Annotated in this window: 12 protein-coding genes; 4 read left to right on the forward strand and 8 right to left on the reverse strand. The window is 63.9% G+C overall.

Annotated elements, in window-relative coordinates:
- Positions 1 to 26: 26 nt before the first annotated feature.
- Positions 27 to 1,253: a DUF2252 family protein gene (locus ACEN9T_RS17545; protein ID WP_413706626.1), complete on the reverse strand. Its 1,227-nt coding sequence runs from the start codon at positions 1,251 to 1,253 to the stop codon at positions 27 to 29.
- A 37-nt stretch (positions 1,254 to 1,290) separates the two neighbouring features.
- Between ACEN9T_RS17545 and ACEN9T_RS17550 the strand changes: the two genes are divergently transcribed.
- The gene (locus ACEN9T_RS17550; protein ID WP_413706627.1) at positions 1,291 to 3,162 is read left to right on the forward strand and encodes a glycoside hydrolase family 15 protein; all 1,872 of its coding nucleotides are present in this window, start codon (positions 1,291 to 1,293) and stop codon (positions 3,160 to 3,162) included.
- 30 nt (positions 3,163 to 3,192) lie between these two features.
- Positions 3,193 to 3,453: a DUF1289 domain-containing protein gene (locus ACEN9T_RS17555; protein ID WP_392397983.1), complete on the forward strand. Its 261-nt coding sequence runs from the start codon at positions 3,193 to 3,195 to the stop codon at positions 3,451 to 3,453.
- 68 nt (positions 3,454 to 3,521) lie between these two features.
- Here ACEN9T_RS17555 and ACEN9T_RS17560 read toward each other — a convergent pair whose 3' ends face one another.
- Positions 3,522 to 4,958, reverse strand: a complete 1,437-nt coding sequence (locus ACEN9T_RS17560) for an aldehyde dehydrogenase family protein (RefSeq protein ID WP_092970445.1) — start codon at positions 4,956 to 4,958, stop codon at positions 3,522 to 3,524.
- 151 nt (positions 4,959 to 5,109) lie between these two features.
- On the opposite strand from ACEN9T_RS17560, the gene ACEN9T_RS17565 reads away from it, so the two are divergent.
- Together ACEN9T_RS17565 and ACEN9T_RS17570 are read left to right on the forward strand one after the other, a co-directional pair.
- Positions 5,110 to 5,619 (forward strand): hypothetical protein, encoded by a 510-nt coding sequence (locus ACEN9T_RS17565; RefSeq protein WP_413706628.1) that lies wholly within the window; start codon positions 5,110 to 5,112, stop codon positions 5,617 to 5,619.
- A 170-nt stretch (positions 5,620 to 5,789) separates the two neighbouring features.
- The gene (locus ACEN9T_RS17570) at positions 5,790 to 6,683 is read left to right on the forward strand and encodes a LysR substrate-binding domain-containing protein (protein ID WP_413708469.1); all 894 of its coding nucleotides are present in this window, start codon (positions 5,790 to 5,792) and stop codon (positions 6,681 to 6,683) included.
- Between the two features lie 17 nt (positions 6,684 to 6,700).
- Here ACEN9T_RS17570 and ACEN9T_RS17575 read toward each other — a convergent pair whose 3' ends face one another.
- The 6 genes from ACEN9T_RS17575 to queE form a co-directional block, all read right to left on the reverse strand.
- Positions 6,701 to 8,248 carry an acetyl-CoA hydrolase/transferase family protein gene (locus tag ACEN9T_RS17575; protein ID WP_413706629.1) on the reverse strand — a complete coding sequence of 516 codons (1,548 nt, stop codon included), beginning with the start codon at positions 8,246 to 8,248 and terminating at the stop codon, positions 6,701 to 6,703.
- Positions 8,249 to 8,517: 269 nt separating this feature from the next.
- Positions 8,518 to 10,140 (reverse strand): ABC-F family ATPase, encoded by a 1,623-nt coding sequence (locus ACEN9T_RS17580; RefSeq protein WP_092970747.1) that lies wholly within the window; start codon positions 10,138 to 10,140, stop codon positions 8,518 to 8,520.
- Positions 10,141 to 10,251: 111 nt separating this feature from the next.
- Positions 10,252 to 11,178 (reverse strand): muramoyltetrapeptide carboxypeptidase, encoded by a 927-nt coding sequence (ldcA, locus tag ACEN9T_RS17585; protein ID WP_413706630.1) that lies wholly within the window; start codon positions 11,176 to 11,178, stop codon positions 10,252 to 10,254.
- Positions 11,175 to 11,723 carry a tRNA adenosine(34) deaminase TadA gene (tadA, locus tag ACEN9T_RS17590; protein ID WP_092970453.1) on the reverse strand — a complete coding sequence of 183 codons (549 nt, stop codon included), beginning with the start codon at positions 11,721 to 11,723 and terminating at the stop codon, positions 11,175 to 11,177. Before tadA ends, ldcA begins: the two co-directional genes overlap by 4 nt.
- A 19-nt stretch (positions 11,724 to 11,742) precedes the next feature.
- On the reverse strand, positions 11,743 to 12,219 hold the full coding sequence (queD, locus tag ACEN9T_RS17595) for a 6-carboxytetrahydropterin synthase QueD (RefSeq protein WP_039595800.1): 477 nt from the start codon (positions 12,217 to 12,219) through the stop codon (positions 11,743 to 11,745).
- A gap of 78 nt (positions 12,220 to 12,297) precedes the next feature.
- Positions 12,298 to 12,936 (reverse strand): 7-carboxy-7-deazaguanine synthase, encoded by a 639-nt coding sequence (gene queE / locus ACEN9T_RS17600; RefSeq protein WP_092970455.1) that lies wholly within the window; start codon positions 12,934 to 12,936, stop codon positions 12,298 to 12,300.
- Between the last annotated feature and the right edge of the window lie 195 nt (positions 12,937 to 13,131).

Consider the following 13,131-nt stretch of genomic DNA (forward strand, 5'->3'; position numbering starts at 1 on the left):
GACGTCAATGGCGCGCCATCGCGCACTTAAGCAGCCTTGCCACCGCGCGCTTGACGATAGTCCTCAGCAAACTCAGCCCATTGCTTGAGCGACACGTCTCTGCCATGCGCGGCCAGCTTCAGCGCCGATTTGCGCCAGGCCGTGCCAGCCGCATAGTCCTGCACCTTTTCCACGAGATCCGTCCCATGCCGGCCACAGCCGCGCAGATGGCACCACGCTGCCACGCGAGCCATGGTCTGCAGTGCATCGTCCAGGTTGGCGACCACGTTCTTGCCCGAGCCTAGCGCGACGCGATCGGCGGTCGGTTGCAGGCTTTTGACGACGTACGACTTCGGTTTCTCGCCCTTGGCGCCATAAACGACGCCGCGCAGCAGTGCTGGCGAAATGGCCTGCGAAATGCGCTGGATATCGACGACGCGCCCGGCCTCGCTACGCCAAGGGGCCACGCTGCAGGCGCTGCCCAGCACATCGTCCCAGACACTTGGAATGGAGATCTTGATGTCGATCAGGCGCAGCGTGGTCGGGTCGTTTTCAGGGCGAGCGAGCACGGAATAGCGTTCAAGCCCGAGACTGCCCGTGCCAGCAATCCGCCGTGCGACGTCGATGGCAATGAAACGCTGGCCGTTGCCCTGCTGGCCATACGCCTCGAGGATGCGTCGTGCGCGGCGGGCCTCGTCCTTGCTGGCACGCAATGTGCGGCGCCCATCAATGCGCAGCGAGATGCGGTTGCCGCTGCGCACGGTGCGCTGCGCCAGGTAGGCCACACGGTTGCGCTTGCGCAAGGCACGCAGCAGATCGCGCACGATGCCCGTGGCGGTCGCCCGCTCGACCCAGCGCGGCTTGCCGTCAACCAGCGCGGCCGCATACGTGTCGAGAAAGCGCCGGCACAGGTTGTGAGCATCTTCATCGGCCAGTTTCCAGCTGAAGGACGCCACCTGCAGGCTGGACAGCACGCGCACCAGGTCGACCGTGAACGGCGCGGCCAGCGCTTCGTCAAAGTCGTTCATGTCGAAGTAGACGAGGCCGTTGTCGCCCTTGAAGCTGCCGAAGTTTTCAAGGTGCAGGTCGCCGCAGACCAGCGTGCGGGGCGCGTCGTGCAGCAAGGCAGCGTCGGCCAGCGACGCGGCATACAGGTTGTTGGTGCCGCGAAAGAATGAAAACGGGTCGGCGGCGATGGCATCCAGCTTGCGGGTGAGTCTTTCGGGATCACGCCCGGCGTTGTATTCAAGCAGGATGCGGGTGCTGTCATGCATGGTCACGGCCTCGTTGAAGTGCTTGGAGTGGAGTGCAATGCCCTCAAAAATCGAAGATTACGCGTTGATTGGCGATTGCGAAACCGCGGCACTGGTTTCGCGCGACGGGTCCATCGATTGGCTGTGCTGGCCGCGGTTCGATTCAGGCGCTTGTTTTGCCGCGCTGCTCGGCACGCCGGACCACGGCCGATGGCGCATCGCGCCGAAAGGCGAGGCTCGCGCCACGCGCCGGCGCTACCTGCCAGGCACGCTGGTGCTGGAAACCGTATTCGAGACCGACACCGGTTCCGCCAGCGTGACCGACCTGATGACCGCCCGCCTGCCGGGCACCGCTGGCGCACGGGACGACACCTCAGACCTCATCCGTATCGTGCGGGGGCTCTCCGGTACCGTCGACATGCGCATGGACCTCACGCTGCGGTTCGACTACGGCGCGTCGATACCGTGGGTCAGCCGCGTGTCCGAAGTCACGGGGGCGCCGGCTGACGGCCCGTGCGACATGCCCGATTGCGTGCTTCGAGCCGTGGCGGGGCCCAACATGACGACGCTGCGCACCCCTGCCCCGATCCGTGGCGAGAACCTCTCCACCGTGGCGGATTTCACCGTGCGCGAAGGTGAAGCGGTGCCATTTGTGCTCACGCATTCGCCCTCGCATCTGCCATTACCGGCATCGATCGACGCGCTTGAAGCCCAGGTCGACATCGAGGCGCGCTGGCGTGCGTGGTCCGGCCGCTGCCACGGTGCAGGCCCATGGACAGAAGCCGTCGAGCGCTCGCTCATCACACTCAAGGCACTGACGTATCACCGCACCGGCGGCGTCGTGGCCGCGCCCACAACGTCGCTGCCTGAGCAACTCGGCGGCGTGCGCAACTGGGACTACCGCTACTGCTGGCTGCGCGACGCCACCCTCACGCTGCTCGCGCTCATGAACGCGGGCTACTACAACGAGGCGCGCTCGTGGCGACAATGGCTCGAACGCGCAATCGCCGGCAGCCCGGCACAGGTGCAGATCATGTACGGCATTGCCGGCGAACGGCGCCTGGGCGAGTGGACGGTTCCCTGGCTCCCAGGCTACGAAGGCGCGCAACCCGTGCGCGTGGGCAATGCGGCCGCGATGCAACTCCAGCTCGACGTGTACGGCGAACTGATGGACGCCCTCTTCATCGCCCGCAAAGGCGGCCTGGATGGCGATGAAGCCTCGTGGCGCTTGCAGGTCGCGCTGATGACGCATCTGGAAAGCATCTGGCAGACGCCAGACGAAGGCATCTGGGAGGTCCGCGGCCCTTCGCGCCATTTCACGCATTCCAAGGTCATGGCATGGGTCGCGTTCGACCGCGCCGTCAAAACCATCGAGCAATTCAACGTGGATGGCCCAGCAGAGCACTGGCGCGCCGTGCGCGACCGCATTCACGCGGAGGTCTGTGCCCACGGCTACAACGCCACGCGCGACTGCTTCGTACAGAGTTACGGTGGCGACGAGCTGGACGCCGCGCTCCTGATGCTGCCGCTCGTCGGCTTTCTGCCGGCGTCTGACCCGCGCATCCAGGGCACGGTCAAGGCCATCGAAGAAGACCTGCTTGTTGATGGTCTCGTGCGCCGCTATCGCACCGAAGCCGTAACCGATGGCCTGCCCCAGGGCGAAGGCGTATTTCTCGCCTGCAGCTTCTGGTATGTCGACAACCTCGTCCTGCAAGGCCGCCAGGACGAGGCTCACGCGCTCTTCACCAAGCTGCTGGCACTGCGCAACGACGTCGGCCTGCTGGCCGAAGAATACGACCCGCGCGTGAAACGGCTGGTTGGCAACTTCCCGCAAGCGTTTTCGCATATCGCGCTCGTGAATTCAGCGCTGGCGCTATCTGCCGCAGCGGATCACGTCAGCCAGCGCACGGGCAACCCTGCGCGCAACTGACGCCCGGCCGAAGCCGGTAAAATAGCGGCCATGACCGAATCGACCGCATTCAGCCCCATGCCAGACGACGCAACCAGTGCTTCCGACAGCACCCTGCTGGGCCGCCCAGACAGCCCCTGCATCGGCATCTGCTCGACGCTCTTCGACGAGGTCTGCCAAGGCTGCGGGCGCACGCAGCTGGAAGTCAGCAACTGGGTGTTCATGACAGACGAAGAACGCAACACGGTCTGGACGCGCATCCTGGCCGAAGGCACCGCCCAGGGCTACAACGCCGACGGCAGCCGCAAGTAGGCACCGCGCTTCAGATGCAAAAAACCCGGCCGAAGCCGGGTTTTTTGTTGGGGCCCCATGTGGGCAGATCAGGCGGTCTTCGCCGGATTGAGCTGCATCGCCTTGTACTCCAGGAACTCCTCCAGGCCGTACTTGCCGTTCTCGCGCCCGTGGCCGGACTGCTTGTAGCCACCAAACGGCGCCTGCATGTTAAACGGCCCGCCGTTGATGTTCACCTGACCCGTGCGGATGCGCCGCGCCACGCGAATCGCCCGCGCCTCGTCGCCCGACCACACCCCGCCGCCCAGGCCGTAGATGCTGTCGTTGGCGATGCGAACGGCCTCTTCCTCGTCGTCGTAACAGATCACCGTGAGCACGGGGCCGAATATTTCTTCGCGCGCCACGGTGTCGGTGGTCTTGACGTTGCCGAGCACCGTCGGCTTGACGAAGTAACCGGTCGGCAGGCCCTCCGGCGTGTCGGCGCCGCCGGTAATGAGTTCTGCGCCCTCTTCCAGGCCCTTGCGGATGTAGCCGAGCACGCGGTCGCGCTGCACGGCAGAAATGAGCGGCCCGAGGCGCGTGTTTTCCTGCGCTGGATCGCCCGGCACGTAGGCAGCAGCAAACTGCGCGGCCAGCGCCTTCACCTCTTCATACTTCGCGCGCGGCACCAGCATGCGGGTGTGCGCCGAGCACGTCTGCCCAGAGTTCAGGAAACACGCCGACAGCGTGCCCTTGACCGCCGATGCCAGGTCCGCATCATCCAGGATCACCGAGGCCGATTTGCCGCCCAGCTCCAGCGCCACGCGCTTGACCGACTGCGATGCCAGTTCCGCCACACGCTTGCCTGCACGCGTCGAGCCCGTGAACGACACCATGTCGACATCCGGGTCGCTTGCGAGCACTTCACCCACCACCGGGCCATAGCCGGTGACAAGGTTGAACACGCCCGGCGGCAGACCGGCTTCTTCAATGACCTCCGCCAGCACGAAGGCGTTGAGCGGCGCCACTTCCGACGGCTTGAGCACCACCGTGCACCCCGCGGCCAACGCGGGCGCGACCTTCAGCGTGATCTGGTTCAGCGGGTAGTTCCACGGCGTGATGGCGCCCACCACACCCACCGGCTCGCGCACCACCAGCGAGTTGCCAACGTGTTCTTCAAACTCGAACGTGCTGAGCAGCTTGGCGAAATTGCCCCAGTTATAGACCGGGCCGCCCACCTGGATGGCACGCGCCAGCTTGACCGGCATGCCGACTTCGCCGGCAATCAACTGCGCCAGCTCTTCGCTGCGGGCCTGCAGGCCGTCGGCAATCTTCTGGATGTATTCGGCGCGCTTGGCAACGGGCGTGGCAGCCCAGTCATCAAATGCGGCGCGGGCCGCTGCCACGGCGGCTTCCGCATCGGCCGCGCTGCCTTCGGGAATGGTTCCCATCACGGCTTCAGTGGCCGAATGAATCACTTCAATGACGCCCTTGCCCTGCGGCGCCACCCACTTGCCATTGATGAAAAGCTTGTCGCGTTGCTGCATCGTCGGTCGTCTCGCTCTGGTGGATGCGCGATTTGCGCGTTGTGCTATCCGGGTTGCGACTGAGGCCCACGTCGCCCCCGGGCGGTTATGATCGGTCTATTGTAGAGCCAGCAGAGCGCGCGCTGCAGACGCGCCGGCCGAGGGAGACAGCATGACCACCACCATCTACCAGAAGACCGAAAAAGGTCAGGATGAGATCCGCACACGTGCGAATCACCTTGACCAGCGTCACCGCGCGGTCCTTCTGATGATCAACGGCGAAAAAACCTGCGACGACATCCTCGTCCAGCTGCAACCTCTGGGCATGACGCAAGCCGTGTTTGACGAGCTCGAGAACGCCGGGTATATCCGTACGCACGTGCCCGGAGCCACCACCGTGAAGGCGGCACCAGCGACAGGCCCTGCCCCGGCAGCAACTTCAAAAGAGCCGACCGCCGAGGGCTATCAACGCCTCTATCGCTTCTATACCGAAACCATCAGCCGGTATCTCGGCCTGCGCGGTTATCTGCTTGAGATGAAGGTGGAGAAAGCCAGCAACGTCGCGGAACTCGTCGCCCTGCGCGACACGCTCAAGGCCGCCCTCGGCAAAACGCGTGGCGAGCCTGACACCAGCAACGTGATCGCCCAGCTCGATCTGCTGATCGACGAAGCAACAAGCTGACTGCAACGCATCCTGGACTCCATAAAAGGCGGTCGCGTGAACCGCCTTTTTCTTTCGAGCGCCGTTGAATACGAGCGTCCATCAGATATTGAGGTCTCCGCGTCGCGGAATGGGAAAACTTCATTACCATGGCGAATCCCATTCGCGTGCTTCATGGCAAAAGGCTGCCCGTGCCCATCGATATCCGAGCCCTTCGTTACTTCGTAGAAACCGCGCGGCTGCGGAGCTTCACGCAAGCGGCGAGTTCGCTCTCGGTAACACAGTCCACCATCAGCAAGATGGTGCGTCAGCTGGAAAACGAGGTTGGCCAGCCGCTGCTGATCCGCGAAGGCAGGCAGGTGCGGCTCACCGACGTAGGCCGTGTCGTGTATGCGCGCGGCCAGGAAACGCTCGGTGTGGTGCACAGGCTGACACTTGAAGTGGCCGACCTGTCTTCGCTTGGACGGGGTGAACTCACGGTCGGCATTCCGCCGATGGTGAACCTGTTCTTTTCGCCCGTGGTAAGCGCATTTCGACAGCGCTATCCCAATCTGGCACTGAACCTGGCCGAGTACGGCGGCAAGACAGTGGAACAGCAGGTGGCCAGTGGTGAGCTGGAGGTGGGCGCCACGGTTCTGCCCGGGGACAGCGGCCTCGAACTCGCTACGCGGCAGTTTGCAAAGTATCCGATCTGGGTGGTGGGACCGCGCAAAGCGAAATGGGCCAAGGGCAAGACCGTCAGCCTCTCGGCGCTGCGTGACGAACCGCTGCTGTTGCTGGCTGAGGATTTCTCGCTCACGCGCAAGCTGCGGCAGGCTTTTCTTGAAGCCCGCATCGAGCCGCACATCGCTGCGCAGAGCGGGCACTGGGAATTCCTCGCCTCGATGGCGGCTGCGGGACTGGGCACGACTTTCTTGCCACAGCCGCTGGTGGCCAATCTTGCGAACCGTGACAAGCTGGCTGTGGCGCGCTTGACCGCTCCCGACATGGAATGGGCGCTCGCGCACCTGCGGTCGCCGGGCCGCTATCTTTCCCACGCCGCTCGTGCGTGGCTCGCGACGTGCGAGGAAGTGCTGGGCGCCTGAGCAGCGGCGCCCAAGCTTCAAGCGCTGAGAGCGGGTTCCAGGGGCTGGCTCTCATCCATAGAATCTGCCGGGGCCATCGAGCCCTGATCGCGGAAGCGCACATGCCAAGCCAACGCCTCTTCCAGCAGATGCGGGGTATGCCCGCCGCGCCGCTGCGCGCGCACAACGTAGTCGCGCAGCAGCTCGCGGTAGCGAGGGTCTGCACAGTTGCCGATGATCTGAACAGCACGCTCGCGCGGCGCCAGCCCTCGCAGATCAGCCAACCCATGTTCGGTGACGATGATGTCGACGTCGTGCTCGGTGTGGTCCACATGGGAGACCATCGGAACGATGCTCGAAATATCGCCGTCCTTGGCCAACGACTTGGTCACGAAAACCGACAGATGCGCGTTGCGCGCAAAGTCGCCCGAGCCGCCGATGCCGTTCATCATGTGCGTACCGCCCACGTGCGTCGAATTGACGTTGCCGTAGATATCGCATTCCAGCGCGGTATTGATGGTGATCAGACCCAGCCGGCGGATCACTTCGGGGTGGTTGCTGATCTCCTGCGGCCGCAGAACCACGCGCGCCTTGTAGCGCTCGAGTTCCGTCAGGAACCGCTTGTAGACCGGGCGCGACAGCGTGATCGACGAAGCCGAGGCAAACGCCAGCTTGCCCGAGTCGAGCAGCTCGATGGAGCTGTCCTGCAAGACCTCGGAGTACATCTTGAGGTCATGGAACGGCGAGTCGATGAAGCCATGCAGGACCGCGTTGGAGATGGTTCCGATACCCGCCTGCAATGGCTGCAGCGTGGGCGAAAGGCGGCCCGTGCGCACCTCGCGCGCCAGAAACGCGTTCAGATGCCCGGCAATGGCGTTGGTCTCGGCATCGGGCGGCAGCACGTTGGATGGGCTGTCGTCCTGCCCTGTGATGACGATGGCGGCGATCTTGCGCGGATCGATCGGGATGGCCGGCACGCCGATGCGCTGCTCCGCCGCAATGAGCGGAATCGGCTGGCGATAGGGCCGCTGAACCGGGAAGAAGATATCGTGCAGCCCTTCCAGATTCGCGGGCATGTTCAGGTTGATCTCGACGATCACCTGTTTCGCCAGCACCGCAAAACTTGCGGAATTGCCCACCGACGTGGTCGGCACAATGCCGCCGCTCTCCGTGATGGCCGTGGCTTCGACAACCGCCACATCCAGTGGTGCAATCTGCCGCGAACGCAGTTGCTCGACGGTCTCCGACAGGTGCTGATCAATGAACATGACCTCGCCTGCGTTGATCTTGCGCCGCAGCGTGGCATCGGCCTGGAACGGCAGGCGACGGGCAATCACGTCGGCTTCGGCCAACACCTTGTCGATGTCGTTGCCCAGCGAGGCGCCCGTCATGAGGGTAATGCGCAGCGGCTCGTGCGCCGCGCGTCGGGCTAGGGCAAACGGCACGGCTTTGCAGTCGCCGGCACGGGTGAAACCGCTCATGCCGACCGTCATGCCGTCGCGGATCAGGGCTGCGGCTTCGTCCGCAGACACCACTTTGTCGAGCAGGGATTGCAACCGAATGCGGCCGCCAATATCAGAGGTCATCTCGTCTCCTGGGTACTTCGCCGGGCCTGCGTTTGGCGCTTCTTGGTGTGACGCGCGGCGCCTGGTCCGCAGTTTTCGGCCTGTTCACTGTGATATGCAGCCCCAGTGTAGCGACGGTAGTGCATTCCGATGGCGATAAAAAATCATGGAATCAAGTCGGTTTTTTCATAGATAGCTGCCTTTAGTGGCTCGCGCTTGCCGCTTGGGCGAATACCAAATACAAAGGGCCGCACATTGGCGGCCCCTTGGTCACGGCAGAGAATCGGCGCTCAGACTTCGACGCCCTGGCTCTGCAGGTATTCGTCGTAGGTACCGAGGTAGTCGGTCAGCGTGCCGTTCGGGCGCACTTCGATCACGCGCGTGGCCAGGGCGCTGATCAACTCGCGGTCATGCGACACGAAGATCAACGTGCCTTCGTACTTGTCCAGCGCGATCTGCAGCGACTCAATGGATTCCATGTCCATGTGGTTGGTCGGCTCGTCGAGTGCCAGAACGTTGTGACGGCCCAGCATCAGCTTGCCCCAGATCATGCGGCCCTTCTCGCCACCGGAAAGCACCTTCACGCTCTTCTTGATGTCGTCGGCCGAGAACAGCAAGCGGCCCATCGTGCCACGCAGCGATTGGTCATCGTCGCCGGCCTGCGTCCACTGGCTCATCCAGTCCATCAGGTCGCGGTCTTCGGGGAATTCTTCGTAGGTGTCCTGCGGCATGTAGCCGACATTGGCGTTCTCGGCCCACTTGACGGCGCCCCCGTCGACCTCGATGCCGCGCTGTACGCCGGTCTTCACGGCGCCGTTCAGCAGGCAGCGCAGCAGCGTGGTCTTGCCCGCACCGTTCTCACCGATGATTGCAATCCGCTCGCCCGCGCGCACGGCCATGGTCAGGCCATCGAAAATCTTGCGGTCGTACGTCTTGCGTGCGTTCTCGGTTTCCACCGCCAGGTTGTGCAGCTTCTTCTCCATCTCGAAACGGACGAAGGGGTTCTGGCGCGACGACGGCTTGATGTCTTCCACCTTGATCTTGTCGATCATCTTCAGGCGCGACGTAGCCTGGCGTGCCTTGGACTTGTTGGCCGAGAAGCGGCGCACGAAGTCCTGCAGGTCGGAGATGCGCTCCTTGGCCCGCGCGTTGGCGGCCTGCAGGCGTTCGCGCGCCTGCATGGAGGCTTCCATGTAATCGTCGTAATTGCCCGGGTAGACCTTGAGCGTGCCGTAATCCATGTCGGCCATGTGCGTGCAGACCGAGTTCAGGAAGTGGCGATCGTGGGAAATGATGATCATGGTGGAATTGCGCTCGTTGAGCACCGATTCCAGCCAGCGGATCGTGTTGATATCGAGGTTGTTGGTCGGCTCATCCAGCAGCAGCACGTCCGGGTTCGAGAACAGCGCCTGCGCCAGCAGCACGCGCAGCTTCCAGCCGGGCGCGACGTTGCTCATCGTGCCGTTGTGCTGGTCGGTCGGAATGCCCACGCCCATCAGCAGTTCACCCGCACGCGCTTCAGCGGTGTAGCCGTCGTATTCGGCGTACTTGGCCTCCAGGTCGGCGGCCTTCATGTAGTCGTCGTCGGTCGCTTCCGGGTTCGCGTAGATGGCATCGCGCTCCTGTGCGGCGGCCCACATTTCGGTGTGACCCATCATCACCACGTCCAGCACGCGCATGTCTTCGTAGGCGAACTGGTCCTGGCGCAGCTTGCCCAGGCGCACGCCCGGTTCCAGGATCACGTTGCCGGAACTCGGCTCCAGATCGCCGCCCAGGATCTTCATGAAGGTCGACTTGCCGCAGCCGTTGGCGCCGATCAGGCCATAGCGATTGCCCTCGCCAAACTTGACCGAGATGTTCTCGAACAAGGGCTTGGGCCCGAACTGCATGGTGATGTTGGCGGTGGAAAGCACGTGGAAACCTTGATTTGGAAAGCGGTGATCTGGCGCGGCAAGCACTTGGCCGTACGCCATTTGGGGAACCTGAGATTTTACCACCCGGACGTGACCCGGATGGCCGGGGGCTTATGCCTTCAGTGTCGGATACCCCGACAAGTGCAGCGTAAAGCCCGTGGCGTCGACATCCAGCTCGGCCTGTGCGCCAATCGGCAGCGTCGCCTTGGTCGGGCAATGGCCGAATGGCAAGCCTGTGACGACCGGAATCGACAGGCGTTCGGCCAAGTAATCGCGCATGGCGTCGAAATCGTAGCCGGCGTCGTACGGCGTGGTGCGATAGCCAGAAAAATCGCCCAGTACCAGCGCCTGCTGGGCATCGAGCACGCCGGCTTGCTGCAATTGCAGCAGCATGCGTTCAACGCGATACGGATGCTCGTTGATATCTTCAACAAACAGGATGCCGTCGCGAATCTCTGGCAGATACGGCGTGCCGATCAAGCTGCACAGCATGGCCAGGTTGCCGCCCCAGAGCGTGCCGGCGTAGCGACCCAGACGCGCGCAGCTACTGGGCTGTGGCGCATCCACGCGCAACGCATAGGTCGGGCTGCGCAAAATGCCCCAGAAGTGCTCGACCATGAACGGGTCGATCTTCTCCAGCCCGAAGTCCGAGCATACGTGCGGGCCGGCAAACGTTACGCCGCCCGTGGCCGCCAGGTACGCCAGCGAGAACACCGTGAAATCGCTGTGACCCACGATGATGGCGTCAGTCGCCTGCGCGCGGCGGCCGATGTCGATGAAGTCGATATGGTCCAGCAGGCGCGTGAGGCCGTAACCGCCGCGGATTGCCATGGCGATTTCCTGACCACCGCCCGTGCCGATCTGGTTCAGGTCGGCCAGCCGCGCGAGTTCGCCGCCGGCAAAACGCTGATGCTGCCGGCTCAGGCACTCGCGGTTGACGACCGTGCAGCCCTGCGCTTCCAGCGCCGCCACACCGCGCTCGGCGATGGCCGCATCGTTCGGATAACCAGAAGGCGCAATCAGGCGGACAGTGATCATGTCGCGGTTTCGTCGGGTTCGGTGGACGCCAGGCGCGCGGCCTTCTGGCTCGCGCGGCGCTCGGCGAAGAAGGCGCGCAGCATGTCGCCGCATTCCTGCGCAAGCACGCTGCCGGTGATCGCGGTCTGGTGGTTCAGCCGCGTTTCTGCAAACAGGTCGAGAATGCTGCCCGCGGCGCCCGTTTTGGGGTCGGGCGCGCCATACACGACGCGCGCCACGCGGGCATGCAGCATGGCGCCGGCGCACATCACGCACGGCTCCAGCGTCACGAAGACTTCGCAGTCGGGCAGACGGTAGTTGCCGAGGTTCTCGGCGGCCTGGCGCAGGGCGCGCATTTCGGCATGCGCGGATGGATCGTGCGTGCCGATCGGGGCGTTGTAACCCACGCCGACGATTTCGTTGCCGCGCACGACCACCGCGCCCACCGGCACCTCGCCCTGCCCCCACGCGAACTTGGCCTGCACGAGCGCCTGCTGCATCCAGTAGCCGTCGCGCTCGTGAGCGGACATGTCGGCGGGCGGGGTGAGGACGTGCGGGGTGGTCATGCGATCCGGCGCTGTCGAATCAATCCTGCTCGTGCGGACGCGCGAGTTTGACGTCGGCCCAGCAGTTCGGGGTTTCGTACAGCACGAGCTTGGACAAGCGCAGATGGTGCCCGAACGTGTTGCGGAACACGGGCTCGAGAATGTCGAACGCAATCTGCGCGAGGTTTTCGACGGTGGGCACGTCATTCAGCACGACGGTCTTATGACCGCCTTCCATATCGTTCAGGAATTCGACCAGCTTGGTATCGCCGCGATAGACGAGGAAAGCGTGGTCCCACAGGTCGACGAGGTGCTTGTTGGCGAGCTGCTTGACGTCGCCGAAGTCGAGGATCATGCCGTCATCGGCAGCCTTGTCGTTGTGCAGGACTTCGCCGGTAAGCGTGAGTTCGAGCTGGTAGCGATGGCCGTGCAGGTTGCGGCACTGGCCGGCATGGCCGGGGATGCGGTGGCCGGCGTCGAATTCGAGCCGGCGCGTAATGGAAACGGTCTTGGTCATGGGGCAAGGTGGCGGCAGCAGGGGCCGCGAAACGGCTGGAGCCGGCAGAAAACCGGGGACAAAGTGCTGCGGCCCGCCTTAGCGGATGCCCAGCATCTTATGGGTTTGCAGCGACAGGCGCCAGCGCGGTCGGCGCTGGCACAGCTCAACGGCTGCCGCCGTATTCTGCCGGGCAAGCGGGCCGTCCATGGCCTGCAGGAAGAAATGCTGGAAATCCAGCCGTTCGTATGCGTCGAGGTCCTGTCCGTCTTGCGGAATCACCACCTTCAGCTCGTCGCCGCGCGTGACGACGAGTTCGGAGCCCATCTTGGGGCTCACGCACACCCAGTCGATGCCTTCCGGTACGGCGATGGTGCCGTTGGTTTCGATGGCGATTTCGAAGCCACGTGCGTGCAGCGCATCGATCAGCGGCTTGTCGAGCTGCAGCAGCGGCTCGCCGCCGGTGCAGATGACGAGCGGTTTGCCGCCCGTGGCGCTGGCCGGCCATTCGGCGGCGACGGTATCGGCGAGTGCGTTGGCGGTGGTGTATTTGCCGCCTTGCGTGCCGTCCGTGCCGACGAAGTCGGTGTCACAGAACTGGCAGACGGCGGTGGCGCGATCGGCTTCGCGCCCACTCCAGAGATTGCAGCCGGCAAAGCGGCAGAAGACGGCTGCGCGGCCGGTGTTGGCACCCTCGCCTTGCAGCGTGTAGAAAATTTCCTTGACGGCGTAAGTCATGTCTGAACGGTGGCATTCACAGGCGAACGCCGCAAAATCGACGTCATTCCCGCGCAAACCGTACCAGTGCCCACTAGTGATTAACCCGACATTGTTTCACAAATCGGGCTTGTGCGTCGCTCTACCCGCAGAAGGACGCCAACGTCACAAATGAAAATGCATTCTCCGGCGACAGCCACGCCGCAAAGATCAGGG

The sequence above is a fragment of the Ralstonia sp. Ralssp110 genome (genome assembly GCF_047325135.1).
In the GTDB taxonomy this organism is placed as follows: Bacteria; Pseudomonadota; Gammaproteobacteria; order Burkholderiales; family Burkholderiaceae; genus Ralstonia; species Ralstonia mojiangensis.